This is a genomic window from Syntrophomonas curvata, from assembly GCF_052976825.1.
On sequence record NZ_CM129641.1, the window covers coordinates 675,283 to 698,928 of the forward strand.

The window sequence follows — 23,646 nt, forward strand, 5'->3', positions numbered from 1 at the left end:
ATAAGGCCCGAAAAATGGGGGTTGTAATATAATGCCATAGAAGATAGAAGGTGCAAAAAAAGCGATAATGCACATTTGCATTGATAAATAATGCAAATGTGCATCAGAAACGTTTATGAATTGGGGTGGCTGACGGGCCACCGAGGAATGGTATAGATCCCCAAGAAATAGGGCAGTACAGAGATGGAAAGTAGCTTTGGCAGCAAACGGCCCGGATAATAAACGACTATTTGTCATTTTTAAAATATAGATTTGATAAAGTTTTCCGTGTTGTTAGCAGGTAAAGAATTATTTATTGTATGGTTTTACAGACAGGTGTAGGCTTGCGCGAACACATTGATCCCAGATGCCCCGAACCTTTGGGGATTGCGAACGAAATAATTGCAGTTTGATTATCCGGCCGAAATAATGCATTTATGCATTATAATTTTTTATATGGGTAAAAATTTTTATTATCAGAGATAAATTTACAGAATCCCAATCAACTTTTTAATGGGCGCCATAATGCGAACAAGTGCGCAGCTTAGCCATCTTAACCCTTCTTCCACCGGCCCGGGCGAATATTAAGCGTCAAGTTTTTCATATCATTCTCCGATATTAATTTCATAATTAAATCTGAGGTGAGAGGTTTGGTCACAATAGAGTCATTAAAAAATAGTATCCGGAACAATGCCAGATTATGGACAGCGTTGTGGATTTTGCTAATGCTCAATATAGCAACTGTTTTTGCCCTCAGCCGGGGCTTTTCCCTTTTGTGGGTAATTTTAATTCTGTTGCTGACCGGTTTGGGTATTATGGGGATACAGAGCCAGGTTCAGAATATGCCGGTGGAGGATACGCTTCCACCGGAGGTGCAAGCAGACCTGGATGCCATGATGGAGGAAATGAAACCCCTTTGTGACAATATATTTGCGGAAAAGATTGAAGAAGTGACCAGTCCTCTTATAGAAAACCTGCACAAGGACTTTACCAGAGGATTGGAATGGCTCTGGGAGGACGGAGATGATTTTCTGGTTCAGGTGGATGAATGTATCAGCCAGAGTGCTTCGGCGTTAAATCTGGTTGATTCCCTGAGCGAAGAAAAATCCAAACTCACCAAGCAGATACAGGAAAATCTGCTGCTGTTAAACGGCGTAGTCGGTAATATGAGGAAGAATCGCGAAGACAGTTTCCTCGATCTTAACGATTTCCTCCAGGGGAAAGTAGATGATTTGAAGAACGGCATGGAGAAGGAAAAAGCTATTTTTTATGACTATATCTATAAACTGTTGCGGCAACAGGTCGAGTTACAGCAGGAGGAAGTAGAGGATATAGCGGAATACTTTAACGTGTATAAATTAGGGGAACAGTTTTCAGTTATTATGGAAAAAACGCTGGAAGGACGTTTGCTGGCCTTTCAGGATTCCATTATCCGTGAATTGGAGAACTTCTCCGCCGATGTGGTCGGTGGAATGCAGAAAAACACCCTCAAGTTGCGCAACACCTTACAGGAAATCAGTGAGATGATGGTGCGCCTGATGAATGATTATCGGGGAGAAAACAACCTTCTCCTGAGGCGTTTGGATGAAGCTATGGAGCGGATAAGGGAAGTTGAGGAAAAATCCGGTGATATTCTGGTTACTCTGGCCTGGCAGGATATATTGGTGGAAAAACGCTGGCATGATATAGGTGAAAAGCTTTATGCGGTTAAAGACCGGGTTTTGGCAAACGTGGATAGTGAAGTGATTGCGTATATCAGCAATGGCCTGGAAGCAGAGATTCAGGGATTTTCAGCTCTGGCCCGTAACCCCGAGAATATGGTCTTTTACAAGTCGGTGGTTGATGCGGAACTTATCTATCAGCTCTACAATGGCGGAAAACTGCTGGAACTGATTGGGGATGGGGTATACTCTCTGCTCCAGTTTACCCGGCCGGTGGAGACCTTGATGAACAAAAGCCTGCGTTTAAGCGAGGAAGGTATAAAGACCCGCAAGGCTATCCGGGCAAAGGTTAAAAACGGGGAATACCAGCCGTTGTTTAACCGGGTACTGGAAGTAACCGAAGCGGAAAATCCGGCCATAGCCAGGTATCTGGACGACGTTTTCCCCAAGCTGTTTAATGCCTTTTGCAACAATCCTTATATAAAGCAAAAACCTGACAACCTTAACCAGGCCGCCTGGTCGCTGTTTCTGGAATTAATTCAGAACCCGTCTCATGACGATGACATCTACCTGTTGGTGGGGCTTTTACTCGTGATTCACATACTGCGCAACAGATACCTCCACCCTTTAAAAAACACCCCCATTGATCTGCAGAACGAAGATGACCTGCCGGCTATGCGGCAAGCTGCCATCAAGGCCGTTAACCTGGCATTAAACATCAATTTAAAAGGCATAGCCAGACTAAGCTTCCGCCCGCGTTGATTAAGTCCAAGGGTTAAGACAGGCCCGGGGTCGGGGCCGTTCGGTGACGGCTCTATTAAAATTGTATGTACGGCGGCTAAAATCTGTATAATATAAGCAACACTCTTTTAGGATAAAAGGAGCAGGCTAGATGATTCCACTTAGAGACAGCACTCCCAGCAAGCACTTTCCTCTTATCACCGTTCTCCTGATCGTTATCAATCTGTATGTTTTTTATCATGAGACACAGTTGGGGCCGGGTATAGAAGACCTCTTTTATACCTTTGGCCTGATTCCGATACACTATTCCGATTATCAAATGCCCTGGGCCGGATATTATCCTTTCATAACCTCTATGTTCCTGCATGGCAATTGGATGCATGTTATCGGGAACATGTGGATACTATGGCTCTTTGGGGATAATGTCGAGGATCATATGGGCAGAGGCAGGTTTTTGGTCTTTTACCTGCTCTGCGGTATTGCCGCAGGGTTTACCCATGTTCTGGTTAATGCCGCCTCTACCGTCCCGGTTGTGGGTGCTTCGGGGGCTGTTGCAGGGGTAATGGGAGCCTACTTTGTTATGTTCAGGAATGCCAAGGTGCTTACTTTTGTACCGCCTTTATTTCTATTAAATCTTCCCGCTTGGATATACCTGGGGTTCTGGGTGCTGTCGCAACTATGGTGCGGTGCGACGGGCTTGATTGGGGCAGATGGCTGCGGACAGATTGCCTTCTGGGCCCATATAGGCGGTTTCCTGACCGGAATGCTTATCCACCGCTTCTTCCTCCGCCCCAAAAGCGAATATACTTGCTAACCCTCCATGCGTACCCAAGGCATACCAACAGGATATACCCACGGGGCGCAAGCAACTGCGCACTGCAATTAAAACCTTAAACGGCGGCTATAGGGGGTGGCAGTGAGCAGTTATTTACTTATTAAGCTTTTGCCATATGATTTGTTTTTCCCTGGGCGCGTTTTATGATCCGGTCGATATTTTCGCTGGCCAGGCGATAATCTTCATTCGCGCCTTGCAGGAAGTAAATCGTATTCTCAATGCGTTCCTGACTGGCCTTAATTTCCGACCAGTGGCATTCCTCTTCAAAAAGATTCATGCACTCCTGCAGGTTTTGAGCTCTGCCGGTCTCCAGATAATGGCGAAAGAGAGTGAGAGTATGGCTGTCCTGATAAATGGAGTGAATAAAGGATTTAGCCAAAATAGTGTTATATGCCTGCAGACTCTTGTGGCACCTCTTGATTTTATTTTCCGCCATCTCTATATCACGGAAACAATTGTCCATCAACGTATCATAATAACCGGACCAATTTTCCAGCACAGCTTTAAACCGGTCGCAAGCCTTTTCATATTCCCGATAGCGTATGATATATACTTTCATATCATGGTTATAATTATTGCTGCGGTCTTTTTCCGCGGTTTTTCTTTTGCGGTTAACGATTCGGCCGAAGGGGATCAGGTTGGTGTTATGAACCTCCTTTTCTTCTTCTTTTTGCGGTTTCTGAGGCAGGTTGTCCGGCTCCCGGGGCTTTAGATTTTCCTGCTCAACGATGGCGTAACGCCGTTCCAAAAGCTTGTTCATAAAATTAACGTGGCGATTAACTTTTTCTATTTCTCTTAAAGCGGCCAGGCACATATTGATATCTTTGATCAGTTCGATTTCGCTGCGAGCTGGTTTTTTATTGCCTTTTCTGCTTTTATAATAGGAAAAAAGCTCTGCGTCCATTTCCGGAGCGTGCTCCAGATTAATCAGGGTGGCCAGGTCTTCTGCGGTAAAAGCCTCGGATGGAGAGGGATTATCTTTAGTTAAATATATACAGGTATTGGTCAAGGGATAATAATAGGGACCGATTATATGGAGATATTCATTGCTGCTAAAATTATCCAGATCAGAGTCGAGATCGATTTCAGCAAAAAACATTTCCCATTCCCGTATGGGGGCTCCGGCATCAGTGTTTTCGGCCGCCGTTTGTTTCATCTCCAAATAGGTGCTTAAGGGAATGCTGAGTTGAGAGTTATAATAATAAGTAAGAACCACATCGGGAAAATAACCGCTTATAAGTGATATATCAGGGTATCGGGGCTCGTCCTTATTTAAAAAGGTAAAAAACACGGGGCAATCATCCTCCTTAAAAAAATATCGTCAGCGTTATAAATAATTTCTATATATTTACATTTTTTCCTTCTTTTAAAGATAAAAAATTTATTTTGCTCGGCAGCCAGTTTATTAAAGTTATGCAATCACCTATAATAGTGGATAAAATCTGTATTAAATTAAGGCAAATAAGGAGACACGGTGATGTTTAAAGCGGTTCTTTTTGACCTTGACGGTACGTTGCTGCATATAGATATGGATTATTTCCTTAAGCAGTATTTTAAGAAAATGGTTGAACTGGCGGCCGAGATGGGCTACCGGGAGGGAAGCCGTTTGGTGGAACAGGTTTGGAATTCTACCGATGTAATGATTGCCGACCTCAACCATGATGCTTCCAATGAAGAGGTATTTATGCGGGACTTTTACCGCAACTGGCCTTATCCCCCGGAGGAGTTCAATCTTTTTTTTGACCGCTTCTACCGGGAGCGTTTTCCTTTGCTTAAGGAATTCTGCCGGCCTTTTCCCGGAGTACCGGAAATGGTGGAATACATAATGGGGCAGGGGTTAAAAGTAGTGGTAGCCACCAATGCCGTATTCCCTTTGAGTGCATTGCAGGACCGCATTGCATGGGCGGGACTGGGGCATCACCAATTTGATTTAATTACTTCCTATGAATTGATGCATTTCTGTAAGCCGCATGTTCAGTACTACCAGGAAATAGCGCAGCGCATCGGAGTGCAGCCCGAGGATTGCCTTATGGTAGGCAATGACACCGGTGAAGATCTGCCGGCAGGGAAAATCGGGATGAAAACATTTCTGGTGGAGGACTTACTCATAGATAAGGGAGCAGATTACAAAGCTGACTGGCAGGGCGGGCTGCCTCACCTCTTTGATTTTGTAAAAAAGTGCATATGAATTCCGGCTAATAACAAAACTAGTTGCTAAGGGAAGGGTTGTCAAGGGGGCGGGGTGGGTTACAAACCACCCCGCCCCCTTACAAGCCTACTGTGACCATAAGCAGGAGGATGATGTTTATGCCGGCTAAAAAGAAGGAAAATAAACCCCTTAGCGCCAGGGACAGGATGAAATTGGAAATCGCTCAGGAACTGGGTATTCTGGAACAGGTGGAGAGAGATGGCTGGGAGTCGTTAAGCAATGCCGTCTGCGGCAAAGTGGGCGGTATAATGAGCAAGCGCCTGCGGGAACGAAAGGGGGATATTTAAAGGGCTGTCTGCCACAATCTTCCCTGCAACAGCGCTTTATTAGGTATAATATAGAATAAGAACAAAGGATAAGGGTGAGAGTTTGTTATGAACGAGATTGAACGGGTACGGGCATTTATCAAAGAGCGTAATCCGCGCCTTAATATTATTGAATTCGATACCGACACCAGCACTGCTTTTCTGGCGGCGCAGGCCTTGGGCACCGAGGTGGGGCAGATTGCCAAATCGATTCTGTTGAAAGCCCGTGACCACCATTTTTTTATGGTGGTTTCGGCCGGGGATGCCAGGATTGACAACAAAGCGGTAAAAAATCTGGTCGGAGCCCGGGTGCGTATGGCCAGCGGCGATGAGGTTATGGAGGTTACCGGCTTTAATATCGGTGGAGTATGCCCCTTTGCCCTGAAGCGGGACATTCCCATATACCTGGATGAAAGTCTGAGACGTTATGACGTAGTCTATGCTGCTGCGGGAACCGGCAACACTGCCCTGCCCATTACCTACCACGAACTCTGCGCTATTACCAACGGCAATCCCTGCAATGTATGCCAGGCAGGCTGAAAACCGGGGAGATTTTCATGAGTGCAAGTTTTGTCCATCTGCATAATCATTCCGAATACAGCCTCTTGGATGGGGCTTGTCGTATAAAAGATTTGGTAGCCCGGGCACGGGAATTGGACATGCCCGCTGTAGCCGTAACTGACCATGGCGTTCTGTACGGGGTTATCGATTTTTATCGCGAAGCCAAAAAACAAGGAGTAAAACCGATAATCGGCTGTGAGGTCTACGTTGCCCCCCGCAGCCGGCTGGACAAGGAAAAAGGATTGGACGACAATCCCTATCATCTGGTACTGCTCTGCAAGAATCAGCAGGGCTATCATAACCTGGTGCAGATAGTCAGCCGGGCCTTTCTGGAGGGGTTTTACTACAGGCCCCGGGTAGACCGGGAGCTTTTGCAGCGTTACAGCGAGGGCCTGATCGCTCTGTCGGCCTGCGTGGCGGGAGAGATTCCGCGCCTGCTGCTGGACGGCAGCCGCCAAAAGGCTGTGCAGACCGCCCTCTTCTACCAGGATATTTTTGGCCCCGGCAATTTCTATCTGGAAGTGCAGGATCACGGTATGAGGGAAGAAAAAGAGGTGGTCCGGGGCCTCTACCAGATTAGCAGCCAAACCGGGATTCCCCTGGTAGCTACTAATGACGTCCATTACCTGCAGAAAAAAGACGCTGCCGCTCACGATGTTTTGCTGTGCATACAAACCGGGAGCGTGGTAAGTGACACCCAGCGCTTGCGTTTCCCCGCCAGCGAGTTTTTTATGAAAAGCACGGCCGAGATGCAGAGCCTGTTTCCCGATCGGCCTGAGGTTATTGAGAACAGTCTTCGTATAGCGGAACGATGCAACCTAGACTTCAGCTTCGGAGAATTCCATTTGCCCTATTTTGATATTCCCGACGGCTGCAGTCCGGAATCCTATCTGGATATGATAGTGCGGGAGGCCTTTGCCCATAAATATCCCAACCCATCTCGGGAACTTACAAAAAGACTGGAACATGAGATTGATATTATTAACCGCATGGGCTTTGCCGCTTATTTTTTAATCGTTCAGGATCTGGTGAACTGGGCCAGAAATAACGGAGTGCCGGTAGGCCCAGGCCGAGGTTCGGCGGCAGGCAGTTTGGTATCTTATGTGCTCGGTATAACCACTATCGATCCCCTAAAGTACGATTTGCTCTTCGAGCGTTTTCTCAATCCGGAGCGGGTGAGCATGCCGGATATTGATATTGACTTTTGTTTCGAAAAAAGAGACCGGGTAATTGAATACATTGTTAATCGTTATGGCGCCGATCGGGTGGCCCAGATCATAACCTTCGGTACCATGGCAGCCCGGGCTGCCATGCGTGATGTGGGCAGAGCCCTGGACATTCCCTATGGGGATGTGGACCGGCTGGCCAAAATGATACCGGCCGAACTGGGCGTGACCATTGAACGGGCCTTGGAAATTTCCCCTGACCTTAACCGGGCCTATCAGAGTGATGCCACCGCCCGGAAAATCATCGACCTGGCCCGAGCGCTAGAGGGTATGCCCCGTCATGCGTCAATTCACGCTGCCGGGGTGGTTATCGGCAAGGAGCCGCTCACTTCCTTGCTTCCTTTGCAGAAGACCCCGGAAGGGAATGTGGTAACCCAGTTCACCAAGGAAACCGTGGAGGATATCGGCCTTCTTAAGATGGACATACTGGGACTCAGGACCCTTACTGTAATTGACCGGGCGCTGGATATAATAGAAAAGACCCGGGAAGAAAAAATTGATATCGATAATTTACCCTTGGATGATCCCGCGGTTTATGAATTGCTGTCGGCAGGCGATACCATTGGGGTATTTCAACTGGAAAGTGACGGATTGCGGCGAATATTAAGCGATATGAAACCGGAACGGTTCGAAGACCTGATAGCAGTTATAGCCCTTTACCGTCCTGGCCCTTTGGGGAGTGGGATGGTGGAGGATTTTATCAATTGCAAACATGGCCGCCAGGAAATAGAGTACGTCCACCCTTTGCTGGAAAATATACTGAAGGAGACTTACGGGGTTATACTGTATCAGGAACAGGTCATGCGGGTAGCCAGTGACCTGGCCGGATTCAGCATGGGTGAAGCTGATGTGCTGCGCCGGGCCATGGGCAAGAAGAAACCGGAGGAACTGGCGGCCCAGAGGGATAAGTTTGTGGCCGGGGCGGCGCGCTGCAGCAATATAGATGACAAGGTGGCAACCAGGCTGTTTGACCTAATGGAAAGCTTTGCCGGATATGGCTTCAATAAAAGCCATTCCGCCGCGTATGCCTTGATTTCGTATCAGACCGCCTATCTTAAAACCTACTATCCGGTCGAGTATATCTGTGCTTTCCTAAGCAGCGTTATCGATAACCAGGACAGGGTGGTATTCTACCTTAAAGAGTGCCAGAAGATGGGAATCAAAGTTTTGCCTCCGGACATCAATGAAAGCTTTGAGAACTTTACCGTGGCCGGGGCCGGTATCCGTTTCGGACTGGGAGCAATTAAAAATGTGGGCCTCAGCGTGGTTAAAAATATAGTTGAAAGCCGCAAACAAGAGCGCTTTACCTCGCTGTTTGACTTTTGCCGGCGGGTTGACCTCAGCCATATAAACAAAAGGGCGATAGAAAACTTTATCGTGGCCGGCTGTTTCGATTCTCTCGATATAACCCGCAAACAGGCTCTGTCGATAATGGATGAATGCGTAGAACTGGCCCTGCAGATCAAACAGAGTCAGTGCAGTCAACAGATGACCCTCTTCGGTGATGTCAGCGCTATGGTTGAGGAGCCCAGGCCCCGGGTGAAGGGCGAGCTGGAAAACAGAGATTTGCTGAACCGGGAAAAGGAGGTTCTGGGTTTTTTCGTATCGGCCAACCCCCTGGATGAATACCGCGAAATATTGCCCCTCATAACCACCTGTCAACTGGCCGATTTAAAAGGCAGCTCAGGTGATAGCTACGTCAGGGTGGCAGGAACGGTTATTAACCTTAATCGGCGGGTGAGCCGGCGCGGCGACAGTTATGCCCGTTTCTTCCTGGAAGATATGAGCGGTAGAATGGAAGTAATGGTGTTTCCTTCGGCTTACCGCAGGAACGGTCAAATGCTTCAGCCTGACCAGGTAGTGGTGATGGAAGGTTTTCTGGATACCCGCGAAGAAGAATTAAAGATTTCGCTGCAAAGGGTTCAGCCCATCCCTGACGGGCTTAAGGAGTTAAACATACGAATAGATGATAGCAACAACACCAGTGACAAGAAGGATGCCATGGTAAAACTGCTTAAACGCTTTCCGGGAGGGCAGGAAGTGATACTGCATTTACCCGGAAGGCGGAGATTGGTCCTCAATGATGAGCTTAAAGTTAAACCGGATATACAATTAAAAGACAAACTGGCGGTGATTTACGGGCGGGAAAATATCTGGTTTGCCTGATAAAATAAAAAGCAATTGAAGGGGGTCAGTGCATGAATGAAAACTATATGGGAGAAGACTATATTGTGATCAAAGCTCAGGAAAACGGGGTGACCATTATAGGCCTTACCCGGGGCAAGGATACCAGGTTCCACCACACCGAAAAACTGGATCGCGGCGAAGTAATGGTGCTGCAATTCACTGAACATACCTCAGCCATGAAAATACGGGGACATGCCGAAGTCTATACCCGGTTCGGCATGATAAAGGCGGAAAGCCCCGGAGGCGGGGGAAAACCGGAAAAGTAAGCAACATGGAGGTTTATGGTGACCAGGGTAGCAGTATTGACCAGCGGCGGTGATGCGCCGGGGATGAATGCAGCCATACGTGCAGTAGTCAGATCAGCTATTTACCACCGCATAGAAGTATACGGAGTTTATCAGGGATTTGAAGGATTGATTGCCGGGCATATTAACCCCATGACCCTGGGTTCGGTGGCAGATATTATTCACCGTGGAGGGACCATACTGCGTACTTCCCGATCTTCAGCCTTTGCGACCGATGAGGGGCGCCGGCAGGCACTGGACAATCTGGCTCAAATGGGCATAGAACACCTGGTGGTCATCGGCGGTAATGGCAGCCTCCGGGGAGGCTATGACTTCTCGCGGCTGGGAATCAATGTTATTGGCATACCCGCCACGATTGACAATGATATCGTTTATACCCGGGCAGTTGGTTTTGATACCGCGGTAAATACCGCTCTGGAGGCTATAAACCGTATTCGGGATACGGCCACCAGCCACGGCCGGGTCTTTATAATTGAAGTTATGGGGAGGCACTGCGGGGAAATTGCCCTTTACGCCGGAGTAGCCGGGGGGGCTGAATCCATCCTTATACCGGAGATAGCCCCCGACCTGGAGCAGGTGGTGGAAAAGATAAACCGGGGAACCGAACGGGGAAAACTGCATAGCATCATCGTGGTCGCCGAAGGTGTTTATCCGGCCATGGAACTCCAGCAGCAAATAGAAAAGAGAACCGGGCACGATACCCGCATAAGTATACTGGGACACACCCAGCGGGGAGGTACTCCGACTGCGGCTGACCGGATCATGGCTTCCTGCATGGGCAAGGCAGCCATAGACTGCATAATTGACGAACAGAGAGATGTGGTAATCGCTTTCCGTGAAGACAAAATCCATCCCATACCCCTGGCGGAGATAGTAAAAGGAACTAAGACCCTGGAACTGGATTTGTTTGAAATCGCGCGCATGCTCTCTATATAAGCACTTAGCCGGAGGTGAAGTAATGAGGAAGACCAAAATCATTTGCACCATTGGGCCAGCCAGTGAAAAGGCGGAAACCCTGAAACATATGATTGAGGCCGGTATGAATGTGGCCCGCCTTAATTTCTCCCATGGCAGCCACGAGGAACATCGCTTAAGAATGTTGGCGGTGCGGGAAGCAGCCCGAGCCTGTAACAAACCGGTAGCAATAATGCTTGATACCAAAGGACCGGAAATCAGAACCGGAAAACTAAAAAACGGCAAAATAAAGTTGGAAGGCGGGCAGCGTTTTGTCCTCACCACCCGTGAGATTATCGGGGACGAGAACGAAGTAGCGATCAGCTATCCGCACTTACCGGAAGAGGTTAAAAAAGGAACCACCATACTTTTGTCAGATGGCCTCATCAACCTCCAGGTCGAGGAAAGCAATCAACCGGACATTGTGTGTCGGGTTATTAACGGCGGGGAACTGGGTGAGCGCAAAGGGGTCAATGTTCCCGGAGTACGCATAGCACTTCCCTTCCTGAGTGAAAAAGATGTTGCCGATATAAACTTTGGCATAGATAATCAAGTGGATTTTATCGCCGCCTCCTTTGTCAGGAGCGCCCAGGATGTTATTGATATCAGGCGGGTCCTGGAACTGAGAGGGGCAGATATAGATATCATTGCTAAAATCGAGAGCCAGGGGGGGGTAGACAACCTGGATGAAATCGTCCGGGTGGCCGATGGAGTTATGGTCGCCCGGGGTGATTTAGGGGTGGAGATTCCGGTAGAGGAAGTTCCCCTGGTACAGAAAACAATAATTGAGGATTGCAGCCAGGTGGGTAAGATGGTCATCATTGCCACCCAGATGCTGGAATCCATGATTAACAATCCCCGGCCCACCCGAGCCGAGGTTTCGGATGTGGCCAATGCTATTTTTGATGGCGCCGATGCCATTATGCTGTCCGGGGAAAGTGCTGCCGGCAAGTATCCGGTGGAAGTAGTACAGACCATGGCCCGCATAGCCAGCCGGGCGGAAAAGGCTCTGCCCTATCAGGATATGCTGCGCCAGAAGCGTCCCCAGCGTACTCCGTCGGTTACCGATGCTATCAGCTATGCGACCTGCACTGCGGCCATGAATCTGGGTGCGTCTGCCATTATAACTGCAACCCGCACCGGCTTTACCGCTAAAATGGTATCCAAGTACCGACCCCAGGCACAGATTATAGCTGCCACCCACGAACCCCGCATAATGAAAAAACTGGCGCTGGTTTGGGGAGTGCAGCCGGTGCTTATCAGGGAAACTGAGGGAACTGACCAGTTATTTGAAGAATCGATCAAGACGGCCCTGGAGGGTGGTTATATCAATAATGGTGATCTTATAGTGCTTACTGCTGGCATACCGGCAGGGAAATCAGGCGGTACAAATATGTTGAAAGTAGAAACAGTAGGAGAAATTTTAGTTCAGGGCATGGGCATAGGTAATCTGCCCGCCAGCGGTCCGGTCAAAATAGTTATGAGTACGGCAGAGATGAGTAAGATTGAACCGGGGGATATAGTGGTGACCGGAAGTGCAGATAGCAGTCTGGCTCCATATCTGGAACTGATGGCAGGCCTGATTGCGGAAGAGGGCGGTCTGACCTCAAATGCTGCCATTATGGGTCTTAATGCTGACATACCGGTAATAGTTGGTACCCGGGATGCCACCCGGGTACTCAAGGACGGCATGATAGTCACTTTGGATACACCTCGAGGCAGGATATACCGCGGCCTGGCCCGAGTATTATAGAAAGCAGCAAAAAGGGGGATATGTCTATCCCCCTTAATTAGTTTTTTTATCCGACTCATCATCCCTGCCGCCCCGCAAGGGAGAATCACAGTGTAGAATAAATCCTGTCTGACCCCCATAAGCTGATACAGTTAACCGATCCCGCATCCAAGCTAAGGCTCCCGACAGTTGTGAGTGGTTTATCCTGCACTATCCTGCTGGGCTGAGTAAGACAATAAGCCCCGATCTTGCTATTTGCCTTTAAAATCGGCTTTCCTGTTCTCCAGGAATGCAGTCATACCTTCCTTCTGGTCTTCTCCGGAGAAGAGCAAGGACCATCCCAACTGCTCAAAGCGGCAGCCTGACTTGATGTCCATGTTCATGGAAGCATTAAGGGAAGCCTTGGCCTCACGCAGAGCCAGGGGAGATTTGCGAGCCAGTTTTTTGGCAAATTTCCTGGCGGTGTCCATCACTTCCGCTGCCGGAACCACGGCATTGGCAATACCGATTTTATCAGCTGTGGCGGCATCGAAGAAATCACCGGTAAAGACAAACTGCTTGGCAATACACAGGGAAGTATTGCGCGGCATTCTCTGAGTGGCACCGCCTCCGGGATAGATGCCCAGGTTGATTTCCGGCAGACCCAGGGTAGCATTGTCCGCAAATATGCGAATATCACAGGCCATTGCAATTTCCAGTCCGCCACCCAGAGCCAGGCCGTTAACCGCAGCGATAGCCGGTTTGGCATTGTCTTCAACGGCGAAAATGCCCCGATGAACCTTGTCAAGGAAAGCTTTGGCTTCAAAAGCGTTGTAATTAGCTACAGCTTTGAGGTCGGCACCGGCAGCAAAGGCATTTTCGTTACCGGTGTAAATCATAACCCTCACATCCGGGTCTTCGTTGATGCCGCTGGCTATTTCATAAATATCATCAAGGAACTGATTATTCACAGCATTGAATGCCTTGGGCCGGTTAAACTGAATGATGGCTATACCAGGATCCTCGAAGGAGAGCAACATAGTTTCGTATTGTTTATCTCTATATGACATGAATTAACCCCCTTAATATTGTCTTTCTATACTCGCTGCTGCTGTTTAATTACTACTTTTTACTGTAATCATACCAGCCTTTGCCGGTTTTTCTGCCCAGCCAGCCAGCACGCACATACTGTTTCAGCGGAGGAGCCGGACGATATTTAGGATCGCCGGTTTCTTCAAACAGAGTGTTGCAGACGGCCAGAGCGATATCGATGCCAACCATGTCGCAGAGAGTGAAAGGACCCATGGGCCAGCCGGCACCCATCTTCATGGCTTTATCGATATCTTCAATGCTTGCCAGACCTTCATAATAAATAAAGGCGGCTTCGTTCATTCCGGGAAGCAGTATTCTGTTAACTACAAAACCAGGGCCTTCTTTGACCTTAACCGGCTTCTTGCCGATAGCCTTGGAGAGTTCCATAACTGCATCTACTACATCAGGCGCAGTCTGAATGCAGGGGATAACCTCAATCAGAGGCATAACCATGGCAGGATTAAAGAAGTGCATGCCAACGACATTTTCGGGCTTTTTATAAGCGGAAGCGATTTCTGTGATGGAAAGTGAAGAAGTATTGGTGGCAACGATAATGTTATCACCCAATATATTGGACAGTTTTGTATATACGTCTTTCTTGACATCCATTCTTTCCAGAACCGTTTCAATAACGAAATCCACATCAGCTATATCTTCCAGTTTGGCGGTACCACTGATATTGCCGGTGACAAAATCCTTGGCGCCAGCGGGAGCCTGGCCTTTTTCTTCAGCTTTGGCAAGGCCTTTGCCGATTCTGGCAATGGTTTTGTCAACAATTTCCTGAGTTAAATCGTAAAGAAGCACCTTTTTCCCTGCTGCGGCTACTGCCCAGGCAATACCCATTCCCATAGTACCCGCACCAAGTACGGCAACTTTATTAATCTCCATCTAAAGTAACCCCCTTAATATATTTCTTTCTTATCTAAGGACAACCAATCTGCGACAATTAGTTCTCTATCCCGAAGTATGTAGCTACCACCTCCCTCACTAATGGTTAAACTCTGGTATGCTTACCATTGTTTATGCAATTATTGTACCACCCCGGAAAAAAGTGATTAAAAGCCAAACTTCTGTAACTCCAAGGTCAGTTGTAACGAATGTACCATCTCCAGCCTCGCGAGTCATTATGCTGCTTTTCAGAGACATTGTAAATCGAAGTCCTTGCTTTTAGGTGTTCCCCGTGGTGACACATTAGAGCCACACTGTTGCATAAACGGGACAAATCTAAAGGGTGCGAATCTTATACTTGTTTATTTTCCTGTACAGTACTGATCTATGTATATTCAAAGCCTGAGCTGTCTTGGTTTTATTCCCTCCGTAGTTTTTAAGAGTATTCACGATTACTTCCCGTTCATGTTCTTCCAGCAAGGTTTCCAGGCTTCCTGCCGCCTTAACTGCCGGTAGCCCCTGGGAATTATAGGATTTGATATGCTGGGGAATATGCTCCAGATTTATGGAATCGCCCTCACAGAAATTTATCGCCCGCTCCAGGGTGTTTTCCAGTTCGCGGATATTGCCGGGCCAATCATAGCGGCAAAAACACTCGATAACGTCGCTGCTGATTTGGTTTACTCCCGTCCCCAATTCCTGGTTCAGACGCTGCAGCAATGCTGTGCTGACCAAAACAATATCATCAGTTCTGACCCGTAACGGGGGGAGATTGAGAATGATGACGTTCAGACGGTAAAACAGGTCTTCCCGGAATTTATTTTCAGCAACCAATTTAAGCAGATCCTGGTTGGTGGCGGCAATCACCCGTACGTTTATCTTGGTAGTATGGATGCTTCCTACCCGTTCCACTTCCTTTTCTTGCAAAACCCTTAACAGCTTGGCCTGCATAGAAAGAGACATGTCCCCAATTTCATCAAGAAAGATGGTTCCGTGGTTGGCAAGTTCAAATTTACCTGGTTTACCCTCTTTACGGGCCCCGGTAAAAGCTCCTTCAGCGTAACCGAAAAGCTCGGACTCAAGAAGGGTTTCCGGCACGGCGGCACAGTTTACCTTGATAAACGGTCCTTTGCGGCGGGGGCTCATATTATGTATGGCATGGGCGAATATTTCCTTGCCGGTGCCGCTCTCGCCTGTGATTAACACGGTTGAAATGGTTCGGGCAGCTTTAGCCGCAAGCTCCTTCTGCTTTACCAAGGCCTGGCTGCTGCCCACAATGCTCTCGAAATAATACTGAGCCGTCCCGTGGTTGTACTGCTCCACCATCTGTCCCCAGGTTCGCTCCTGACGATGGGAGGGGATGCCTTTGACGATTATACCGATAGTCCTGTTGTAGCGGACAATAGGGAGAAAAACCAGCTCCAGCAGTCTTCCCCGAGCTGTAACCAGCTCCCCTGCTACCGGTTTGGCTTTCACAATAGAGTTATTCAAGCTCGTCCGGGGAATCAACGATGAGAGCTCATTGTGCAGTTCATTTTTGCCATTGCATTTAAAAAAACGAAAACAAACCTCATTGGCATAGAGCAATCTTAAATTTTCGTCAAACACTGCGATACCCTCATAGGGGCTCTGCAGCAGTGATTTTAACTGGATTTCCTCCATGCTAAATGTATTATGGAGTATGGCATAAGCAGCAAATTTATCGGGAGCCAGTTCCAACAGGCCTTTGATAACCGCCACTTCATCACCGTTTATAAAGGTTTTATCACGTACCAGGCGCTGCTGGTCTCTAATCATAGCTTCCAGGTTAAGGCTCGGTTTGAGTGTGTCGGCATGCTTGCCGATTATATCCTCTGCATCGGTATGGTATATCTTTTCTGCGTGCTCATTGAAGAAAATAACATTTAAGGAAGTGTCGGTAATTAAAATGCCCTCATCTATGTTTTGAAGAATTGGATATAGCAGAAGTTTTTTTGAGTGGAGTTCCAGATTCAAGGACACCTTCCATTCACCTCTCCTTACCTAATATTAACACATTAAACTTCGCCATATAAAAGAATTTTATTCGAGACGGGCTTATAATAGTATTTTTTAGATAAAAAAAGAAAGAGTGTACACTCTTTCTTTAAAAACTCACACCAATTATTATCCGTTAACCATTTGAGTAGCCCTTTGCCGGGTTACCTCCAGAATAATGGCATTTAAAGTGAGAGAGTCCAGACTCCCGGTAGGGGGCAGTGACTTCTCTTTCTGAAAATTGCGTATAAACTCACTGTAATCACCGCCTTTATTAGCTCCCAGGCTTACCAGCATATTGATTACCTGTTGTTTTTCCTCTCTGCTTAAAATCAGGTATCCCTGCTCACTTGTAGGAGTCGGCGACTTAACTACAGCAACTTTCCTCCCCTGGCTGTCCGTGTTTTTATCCCCTATGTCTCCCGGTTCAACGGGCTGACTCTTAAGCACATCATTTTGCCTATCCGGGTTTGAGGCTGCCGTATCCTGCTGTACGGGTTCTGCTTGACTGGTACTGGCAGGGGATTGATTGACTATATAATGGAAGTTGCTTATAAACCCTATAGTTGCGCCGGTGATAACTGCAGCCGCCAACACCATAACCAGGAAGAAGAGATATTCCTTTTTCAAAATTCTCCCTCCCCCCACTAATTTGCCTTAATTTTAAAATATTCGCAGCTTTTAAGCAAGGGGAGAGTTTCCTGCCGTAAGGCAATTTCAGAGAAATGATTATTAATATATCCAGGACATATGCTATTTTAATTTACTCTAAATGCCGGATGTGGTAAAATTTGATTAAGGTCGGCCGACCGGACGATAAACTGCTTATTAGCAATATACAGATAAATTATTGTTAGGAGAGAAGCAATGAATAGAAATCCAGATGGAACTGCTATAGGGAACAGCCGCCAACTGATATTGCAAACTGCCAGCCGCCTGATGATGGACAAAGGCGTAAAAGATACCAGCCTGGCCGATATCGCACGTGAAGCCGGCATTAGCAAGGGGACCATACATTATCACTATCCTTCTAAAAGTGATTTGATATATGACATTACTATGGAACATTTTGCTTTGGTTACCGGTAACGTGATGAAATGGATTGAAAATATTAGAGGGCAAACCAGCTTTGCCGAGATACTTAAAGTTGTTTTATGCTCCTTCCTGGAAGCCGAGACCCGTACCAAGCTGCATTTATATCTTCTTCAAGAAGCAGTACTTAATAATGAACATCTGCGTCTGCGCTTCCAAGAAAGCTATAAGGAATGGCGCGCACTTATAAAGGACGAACTAGATAGACAATTTGAGCTTTTGCGGTTTAATCAAATCGAGGCCGAAGCCTTATCGTTTATTATTGTGGCAGTTATTGACGGTCTTATCATTCAACGTATTGTAGGGGGGGATGCCATTCCTATGGATGACATTGTTAAATACCTGGCTCGTTAAATCGGAGTTTCTTTTTTTATGTAGTATCGGCCGACTGACCGGACGAAATAGAGGGAGGGGCAGATAATAACCGGCCATTCAAGCCAGACTTTAACTCAATAAAGGGAGGAATAAATAATGGCGGATATAATGGAATATCAGATGTTTATTGACGGGAACTGGACTCCTGGTTCCTCAGGTGAAATCATGGAAGTTATCAATCCGGCAAACCGGGAGGTGGTGGCACGGGTACCCCGGGGGAACAAGGACGATGTGGATAAAGCTATGGCCAGTGCACGCGCTGCCTATGAATCAGGCATTTGGGCCAACAAATCTATAGATGAAAGAGCTCAGGTGCTTATGAATGCGGCAATGCTGGCGGTAGCCAATAAAGACCGCTTGGCATACCTGGAGTCTTTGACCTCTGGTGCGACTATTCGGCGTACGACCACAGTTGATGCAGCTGAAGTCAGTGCCACGCTTTTACTGGCGGCTATGACCGCCAAAGAGCTTCCCCGGGTGGAGCATGCCGTTTTTTCGCCTCCCTGGGTGGCTCCCATGCACAGTTATTGGAAACGTGAACCCATTGGAGTTTGCGCTGGCATAACCCCGTGGAATTTCCCTTTGATTCTTGCAATATTTAAAATTGCCCCTGCCCTGGTCATGGGCAATAGCCTGGTCATTAAACCAGCCAGCATTACCCCGATAACCACTCTGGAATTGGCTAAGCTGCTCAGCGATGCCGGTCTTCCTCCGGGAGTGTTTAATGTAATAACCGGACCTGGCTCGTCAGCAGGTAACTATATGGCTCAGCATCCAGAGGTTGATAAGATAGCTTTTACCGGTTCAACCGAAGTGGGTCGTCAGATAGCACATCTGGCAGCAGACGGTATTAAGCGGGTAACTCTGGAACTGGGTGGCAAATCTCCGATTGTTGTATTGGATGACGCGGATATGGAAGTAGCAGCAAACATGTGCTTACTGGCTTTTCTCTTTCACTCAGGGCAGGTTTGTGAATCCGGCACCAGATTATTTGTTCCGCGAAAAATGCAGGATGAACTGGTAGAGCGTATGATAGCCAAGATAAAAAAAATGACCATCGGTGACCAGATGAATATGGAAACTGATTTGGGCCCTATAGCCAGCGAGGATCAGCTCCGTACCATCATGGATTATGTGCAGATTGGCGAGAATGAAGGCGCCCAACTGGCTTATGGCGGCAATCGTTTAACTGCAGGAATATATGAAAAAGGCTTTTTCTTCGAACCAACTATTTTTATCAATTGCAATAATCAAATGACCCAGGTAAGGGAAGAGATATTTGGGCCGGTTCAATGCGTAATACCTTACGATGATGAGGAAGAAGCCATTGCCATGGCTAATGACAGCATATACGGTCTGGGTGGAGGGGTATGCAGCACCAATGCCAACCGGGCACAGAAAATCGCCTCCAGACTGCGTACCGGAACCGTATGGATTAATACCTGGCACGTGTTGCGGCCGGATGCTCCCTTTGGAGGCTATAAACAAAGCGGCTATGGAAGGGAGTGCTGTTACCATTCGCTCCTGGCCTATAGTGAAGTAAAGCACGTATGCCAGGATTTGACCCCTGATGGTTCGGAAAAACTGCTTAACGTTTTGATTGGTTCCAATAAATAGGGGAAACAATTAAGGGATAGGAGGGTTTTGAAGATGACTATACCGAAATATTTTAGCTGGGATTATCGGAGTAAAGTAGAAGTAGGTGCAGGCTGCCGTACCTTTATACCCCAGCGTTTTGGAGAAATGGGCTGCCGGCGTATAGGCTTGATAACGGATGAAGGCCTGGTCAGGGCCGGTATAGTGAACCAGGTTAAGGAGATTTTTGATGTACAGGGTCAACCCGGGATTGTCGGGATATATGACCGGATTGAACCTGATGCGGTAATGAGAGTGATTAACGACTGTGCTCGCTGGTGCCGGGAGAATGCGGTTGATGGTCTGCTGGCGGTTGGTGGCGGCAGCGTATTGGACTCGGTCAAGGGAGTCAAAGCTATGCTGGGTATGAAGGTTACGGATATTAAGGAAATAATGCCGGGCAATATCGGCCCTTATCTGGCCCCAATGGGTAAACCGCTGAACATACCTCATATAGCTGTACCGACTACGGCTGGAACAGGTTCGGAGTCTTCGCCTATAGCAGTCATCTATAACGAAGAACAAAAGGTCAAGGGAGACCTATTGCACCCTTATCTACCGGCCGATTATGCTTTCCTGGATCCTGATTTTACCGTCGGATTGCCACCCAAAATGACAGCCGATACCGGATTTGATGCCTTATCCCATGCGGTTGAAGCCATTAGTTCCCCGGGTGACAATTGTATGATTGACGCCTTATCGATACAGGCAATCAAGTTGATCCGCAAATATCTCCCGTTAGCAGTTGAAGACGGCAAAAATCTGGAAGCCCGCACCAGGATGCTGGTCGCCAGTAACATGGCTATTATGGCATTCGGCATGTCCGGCTTATTCTATCCTATTCATAATATAGCTCATGCGGTGGGGGGACAGCTTCGCATCCCCCATGGTGAGGCTAATGCAGTACTGATACCAATACTGATGGAACGATACCCCAAACATTATCTCCCCAATGCACCGGTACTGGCTGATGCGTTCGGTATCGACCCGGAAGGTAAATCCCCGGAAGATTTGGTGAACGTTTGCGCCCGATCGGTACGCGAACTGCAAAAGAGATGCGGCGTGACTCCGGTATTTGCCCAGGAGCTGGATGCTCAGACTGCCGAATTAATGTTCTGGGCGGTAAAAATGGATCCGTCGGGGCTCTTCTACCCCTTGCCGGATTCAGTTATAAAAGAGTGTATCCATTGCAGTTTCAGCTGAATTTTAATATAGATATAGGCTTCATCTGTGGGCTTGCTTAGGCAATTGACGGATTCAGGCCGATGAGTTCATACCGTTTAATTGTTTATTGTTGCTGTGAAAGTCTTACCGGAAATACGAATTGGGGAAAGGCAGGGAGTTTCCGTGGTTGCCCCCTGCCTTTCCTGTCCCGGGCAGTTGATTTTTGATGGAAAAATAAATTTCGGTTACATATTCCCCGGTGGAACATTATCAGCACAGCCTTTGATATACAATTAAAAGGACGGCCCGGAAACGCCCTCTCTTTCAAAATCGTCATAGGGGCCGATATGGGTGGCAAAGCAGTAATCAAAGTCCCGGAGCGCCCGCATTTCCTCGCCGCTGACGCCCGCGACCTCCACCCCGACTTCAATATCCGTGCATCGGTGATTGGATTCCTCATCGTGGCAGACGGTCGGGCAAATATCCCTAGTCGAAAGACTCTAATAAGTCTAAAGACCTGTTGGGAGCATTATCCCATGATGTGTTTTGAGATGTTGTTGAGCGCTTACCCTAAACCTCTTATTGAGCATGCTTTTTCTCCATCCTCTCCCTAAATAGTCTTTTGTAAATATCACTCCTATCAGCCAATTCTTCATGGGTTCCATTATCTTCAATAACCCCTCCATTCATAACCAAGATTTTAGATGAATCAACTAAGCTAGATAAGCGATGGGTTACCATTAAAACAGTATGATCTTTAGAAAGTTCGTGTATGCTTTTCATAATATAAAATTCCGATTCACCATCCAAATCAGATGTAACTTCATCAAGCAGTAGTATCTTAGATTTTTTCAAAATAGCTCGGGCCAAGGAGAGTCTTTGTTTTTGCCCGCCAGACAATATGGCGCCGCCTTCTCCAAGTATTGTCTGATATTTTTCCGGCAAGTTTAAGATGTAATCATGGATATATGCCTTTTTGCAAGCATCCTGTATTTCATTAAACGCAGCCAGTGGATTGGCCAGCAATAGATTTTCATAAATGGAGGCATTGAAAAGATATGGTTCTTGCCTGATATAGGCTACATTCTGTCGTAGTGTTTTTAAATTAAAATTTTCTATAGGTATCCCGTCTATATAGATCTCCCCATCTTTTTTTTCATATAATCGAACCAGCAAATTTAATAATGTGCTTTTCCCGCAGCCATTTAGGCCAACAATAGCATCAAGGGTATTAGGCTCTATTTTCAACGACAAATTTTGGATGGGCTCCTCGACAGAATTCTGGTAATTGAATTTTAGTCCTTTAATCGTAATATCACCATTGATTATGGGAATATCCAAACCTGCTGTATCATTTTCGCCTTCTGTATCCAAAAGATAGTATATCCTTTCGAGGGATACTGACGTAGCTTGAATGGTCAAATTAGTAGAGATGATTTTTTGGATACCATTAAGAAATTTAGAAATATAGCCGTTGAATGCTACAAATGAACCGATCGATAGTTTATCCCCAATAATTAACCAGGCTCCATAGGCAATAATAATCCAGTCCGATACGGTCGAAATAGTGAGATTAAATAATCCGGAAAATGTTGAAGCAATAGATACGTTCATGCTGTTGGCAAAAAACTGTTTGGAATATTGAACAAACCTATTGGAAACATTGGCTTCTATAGTTAAGCACTTTACTTCTCTTATGGATGACAGGGTTTCCTGTATAAAACTGAAATAATTGTCTTTTATTTTTCTTCCTTCCCAATTATATTTCTTTATTTTTCTTCCGAATAAATAATAGATTAAAAAAGTAAACGGAAATGTAGCCATTGCAATTAACGACAGGGAAGTCGAGAGCTTAAAGATAAAATAACCGGTGACGATTACTGTTACCAATGATAATAATATATTTAATATATCTTCTATATAAAATCGAGCAATTATAGCGGTATCTTCTTCGATTCGAGATATAAACTCACCCACCCTTATTTCATCAAAAATATTGGTAGGCAGTTTTACTATTTTGGCAAAAAAGTCATTTTTGATAATTAATGCAATTCTGTTTTTAAGCAGATTATTAAGATAGGTTTCGGCAAAACTGAGCGCCGAATTAACTAAAAAGATTATTAGTAGTATAAGCAGTGTATCAATTACCCCTTGATAACTCCTGCTTACTATATAATCAATTATTTTACCTATATAATAAGTTGGTAAAAGTTCCAATATAGTTGTTACTATGGTTATGAAGTACAAGCCAATTATATGGAACTTGAAAGGGTTAAAATATGTCAGGGTTCTTTTGAAAAGTATTTTTTCATTATCGGTTAATATCTGCATTAGTTGATTCTCCGATCAAGATCTGAAACGAAAAACATATTTTAATTTTAGGTTGCCGAGGGATAAAAATAAGCAACAAGTGGTCTCATCTTATATCCCCCGGCCAATGGGAATCACTAAGCCGAGTGAATTACTTAGGCTGAGTAATCCTAACCACTCCAGCCGCCGCCTGTGCAGCCAAATCCACAAGGAGGCCCACAGAAGCCACAAGGACCCTGACAGGAACCGAAGCATCCTGTACAAGTGCACCCCATCGGTACAATAATACCGCCTCCGCCTACTTTACTATCCAGTTTCATTTTCTCACCTCCCTTCGTTAAAATCGTTAGTGCAACTGGATTCGTAAGGGAAGTTTATTTGAGTCAGAGTGTATGAACAC

19 protein-coding genes are annotated in these 23,646 nt (G+C 46.6%); 12 read left to right on the forward strand and 7 right to left on the reverse strand.

Going from position 1 to position 23,646, the window contains the following annotated elements:
- Positions 1-752: 752 nt before the first annotated feature.
- Positions 753-2,402: a hypothetical protein gene (locus ACU70B_RS02830; RefSeq protein WP_447184849.1), complete on the forward strand. Its 1,650-nt coding sequence runs from the start codon at positions 753-755 to the stop codon at positions 2,400-2,402.
- Positions 2,403-2,532: 130 nt separating this feature from the next.
- The gene (locus ACU70B_RS02835; protein ID WP_447184850.1) at positions 2,533-3,195 is read left to right on the forward strand and encodes a rhomboid family intramembrane serine protease; all 663 of its coding nucleotides are present in this window, start codon (positions 2,533-2,535) and stop codon (positions 3,193-3,195) included.
- 121 nt (positions 3,196-3,316) lie between these two features.
- Here ACU70B_RS02835 and ACU70B_RS02840 read toward each other — a convergent pair whose 3' ends face one another.
- Complete coding sequence (locus ACU70B_RS02840; protein ID WP_447184851.1) at positions 3,317-4,507, reverse strand: hypothetical protein; 1,191 nt, start codon at positions 4,505-4,507, stop codon at positions 3,317-3,319.
- 186 nt (positions 4,508-4,693) lie between these two features.
- Here ACU70B_RS02840 and ACU70B_RS02845 point away from each other — a divergent pair, with 186 nt between their 5' ends.
- The 7 genes from ACU70B_RS02845 to pyk all read left to right on the forward strand — a co-directional run bounded on the left by ACU70B_RS02845 (position 4,694) and on the right by pyk (position 12,716).
- The gene (locus ACU70B_RS02845; RefSeq protein WP_447184852.1) at positions 4,694-5,404 is read left to right on the forward strand and encodes an HAD family hydrolase; all 711 of its coding nucleotides are present in this window, start codon (positions 4,694-4,696) and stop codon (positions 5,402-5,404) included.
- 119 nt (positions 5,405-5,523) lie between these two features.
- Positions 5,524-5,712: an alpha/beta-type small acid-soluble spore protein gene (locus ACU70B_RS02850; protein ID WP_447184853.1), complete on the forward strand. Its 189-nt coding sequence runs from the start codon at positions 5,524-5,526 to the stop codon at positions 5,710-5,712.
- Positions 5,713-5,799: 87 nt separating this feature from the next.
- Positions 5,800-6,270 carry a YbaK/EbsC family protein gene (locus tag ACU70B_RS02855; RefSeq protein WP_447184854.1) on the forward strand — a complete coding sequence of 157 codons (471 nt, stop codon included), beginning with the start codon at positions 5,800-5,802 and terminating at the stop codon, positions 6,268-6,270.
- Positions 6,271-6,287: 17 nt separating this feature from the next.
- On the forward strand, positions 6,288-9,683 hold the full coding sequence (locus tag ACU70B_RS02860; protein WP_447184855.1) for a DNA polymerase III subunit alpha: 3,396 nt from the start codon (positions 6,288-6,290) through the stop codon (positions 9,681-9,683).
- 32 nt (positions 9,684-9,715) lie between these two features.
- Positions 9,716-9,970, forward strand: a complete 255-nt coding sequence (gene mtrB, locus ACU70B_RS02865; protein WP_447184856.1) for a trp RNA-binding attenuation protein MtrB — start codon at positions 9,716-9,718, stop codon at positions 9,968-9,970.
- A 15-nt stretch (positions 9,971-9,985) separates the two neighbouring features.
- Positions 9,986-10,945 (forward strand): 6-phosphofructokinase, encoded by a 960-nt coding sequence (gene pfkA / locus ACU70B_RS02870; protein WP_447184857.1) that lies wholly within the window; start codon positions 9,986-9,988, stop codon positions 10,943-10,945.
- Positions 10,946-10,967: 22 nt separating this feature from the next.
- A complete protein-coding gene (gene pyk, locus ACU70B_RS02875; protein WP_447184858.1) occupies positions 10,968-12,716 on the forward strand; it encodes a pyruvate kinase in 1,749 nt (582 codons plus the stop codon).
- A gap of 230 nt (positions 12,717-12,946) precedes the next feature.
- On the opposite strand, the gene ACU70B_RS02880 is transcribed toward pyk, so the two are convergent.
- The 4 genes from ACU70B_RS02880 to ACU70B_RS02895 all read right to left on the reverse strand — a co-directional run bounded on the left by ACU70B_RS02880 (position 12,947) and on the right by ACU70B_RS02895 (position 17,300).
- Positions 12,947-13,744 carry an enoyl-CoA hydratase/isomerase family protein gene (locus ACU70B_RS02880; RefSeq protein ID WP_447184859.1) on the reverse strand — a complete coding sequence of 266 codons (798 nt, stop codon included), beginning with the start codon at positions 13,742-13,744 and terminating at the stop codon, positions 12,947-12,949.
- 52 nt (positions 13,745-13,796) lie between these two features.
- The gene (locus ACU70B_RS02885; protein WP_447185690.1) at positions 13,797-14,648 is read right to left on the reverse strand and encodes a 3-hydroxyacyl-CoA dehydrogenase family protein; all 852 of its coding nucleotides are present in this window, start codon (positions 14,646-14,648) and stop codon (positions 13,797-13,799) included.
- A gap of 342 nt (positions 14,649-14,990) precedes the next feature.
- Positions 14,991-16,655, reverse strand: a complete 1,665-nt coding sequence (locus tag ACU70B_RS02890) for a sigma 54-interacting transcriptional regulator (RefSeq protein ID WP_447184860.1) — start codon at positions 16,653-16,655, stop codon at positions 14,991-14,993.
- 144 nt (positions 16,656-16,799) lie between these two features.
- Positions 16,800-17,300: a peptidoglycan-binding domain-containing protein gene (locus ACU70B_RS02895; protein ID WP_447184861.1), complete on the reverse strand. Its 501-nt coding sequence runs from the start codon at positions 17,298-17,300 to the stop codon at positions 16,800-16,802.
- Positions 17,301-17,537: 237 nt separating this feature from the next.
- Between ACU70B_RS02895 and ACU70B_RS02900 the strand changes: the two genes are divergently transcribed.
- From ACU70B_RS02900 to ACU70B_RS02910, 3 genes are all read left to right on the forward strand, one after another.
- The gene (locus ACU70B_RS02900; RefSeq protein WP_447184862.1) at positions 17,538-18,116 is read left to right on the forward strand and encodes a TetR/AcrR family transcriptional regulator; all 579 of its coding nucleotides are present in this window, start codon (positions 17,538-17,540) and stop codon (positions 18,114-18,116) included.
- A 117-nt stretch (positions 18,117-18,233) separates the two neighbouring features.
- Positions 18,234-19,754, forward strand: coding sequence for an aldehyde dehydrogenase family protein (locus tag ACU70B_RS02905; RefSeq protein ID WP_447184863.1), 1,521 nt, complete (start codon positions 18,234-18,236; stop codon positions 19,752-19,754).
- 33 nt (positions 19,755-19,787) lie between these two features.
- On the forward strand, positions 19,788-20,975 hold the full coding sequence (locus ACU70B_RS02910; RefSeq protein WP_447184864.1) for an iron-containing alcohol dehydrogenase: 1,188 nt from the start codon (positions 19,788-19,790) through the stop codon (positions 20,973-20,975).
- A 254-nt stretch (positions 20,976-21,229) separates the two neighbouring features.
- Here the strand turns inward: ACU70B_RS02910 and ACU70B_RS02915 are convergent, their stop codons facing one another.
- Both ACU70B_RS02915 and ACU70B_RS02920 read right to left on the reverse strand, forming a co-directional pair.
- A complete protein-coding gene (locus ACU70B_RS02915; RefSeq protein WP_447184865.1) occupies positions 21,230-21,355 on the reverse strand; it encodes a hypothetical protein in 126 nt (41 codons plus the stop codon).
- A gap of 160 nt (positions 21,356-21,515) precedes the next feature.
- Positions 21,516-23,267, reverse strand: coding sequence for an ABC transporter ATP-binding protein (locus tag ACU70B_RS02920; RefSeq protein WP_447184866.1), 1,752 nt, complete (start codon positions 23,265-23,267; stop codon positions 21,516-21,518).
- Positions 23,268-23,646: the final 379 nt, after the last annotated feature.

What these genes read in the sequence shown, in the direction of transcription:
- ACU70B_RS02855 (WP_447184854.1), top strand. Translation starts at nt 5,800, where the DNA reads ATGAACGAGATTGAACGGGTACGGGCATTTATCAAAGAGCGTAATCCG.
- ACU70B_RS02905 (WP_447184863.1), top strand. Translation starts at nt 18,234, where the DNA reads ATGGCGGATATAATGGAATATCAGATGTTTATTGACGGGAACTGGACT.
- pfkA (WP_447184857.1), top strand. Translation starts at nt 9,986, where the DNA reads ATGGTGACCAGGGTAGCAGTATTGACCAGCGGCGGTGATGCGCCGGGG.
- ACU70B_RS02860 (WP_447184855.1), top strand. Translation starts at nt 6,288, where the DNA reads ATGAGTGCAAGTTTTGTCCATCTGCATAATCATTCCGAATACAGCCTC.
- ACU70B_RS02900 (WP_447184862.1), top strand. Translation starts at nt 17,538, where the DNA reads ATGAATAGAAATCCAGATGGAACTGCTATAGGGAACAGCCGCCAACTG.
- ACU70B_RS02835 (WP_447184850.1), top strand. Translation starts at nt 2,533, where the DNA reads ATGATTCCACTTAGAGACAGCACTCCCAGCAAGCACTTTCCTCTTATC.
- ACU70B_RS02850 (WP_447184853.1), top strand. Translation starts at nt 5,524, where the DNA reads ATGCCGGCTAAAAAGAAGGAAAATAAACCCCTTAGCGCCAGGGACAGG.
- ACU70B_RS02910 (WP_447184864.1), top strand. Translation starts at nt 19,788, where the DNA reads ATGACTATACCGAAATATTTTAGCTGGGATTATCGGAGTAAAGTAGAA.
- ACU70B_RS02880 (WP_447184859.1), bottom strand. Translation starts at nt 13,744, where the DNA reads ATGTCATATAGAGATAAACAATACGAAACTATGTTGCTCTCCTTCGAG.
- pyk (WP_447184858.1), top strand. Translation starts at nt 10,968, where the DNA reads ATGAGGAAGACCAAAATCATTTGCACCATTGGGCCAGCCAGTGAAAAG.
- ACU70B_RS02845 (WP_447184852.1), top strand. Translation starts at nt 4,694, where the DNA reads ATGTTTAAAGCGGTTCTTTTTGACCTTGACGGTACGTTGCTGCATATA.
- ACU70B_RS02920 (WP_447184866.1), bottom strand. Translation starts at nt 23,267, where the DNA reads ATGCAGATATTAACCGATAATGAAAAAATACTTTTCAAAAGAACCCTG.
- mtrB (WP_447184856.1), top strand. Translation starts at nt 9,716, where the DNA reads ATGAATGAAAACTATATGGGAGAAGACTATATTGTGATCAAAGCTCAG.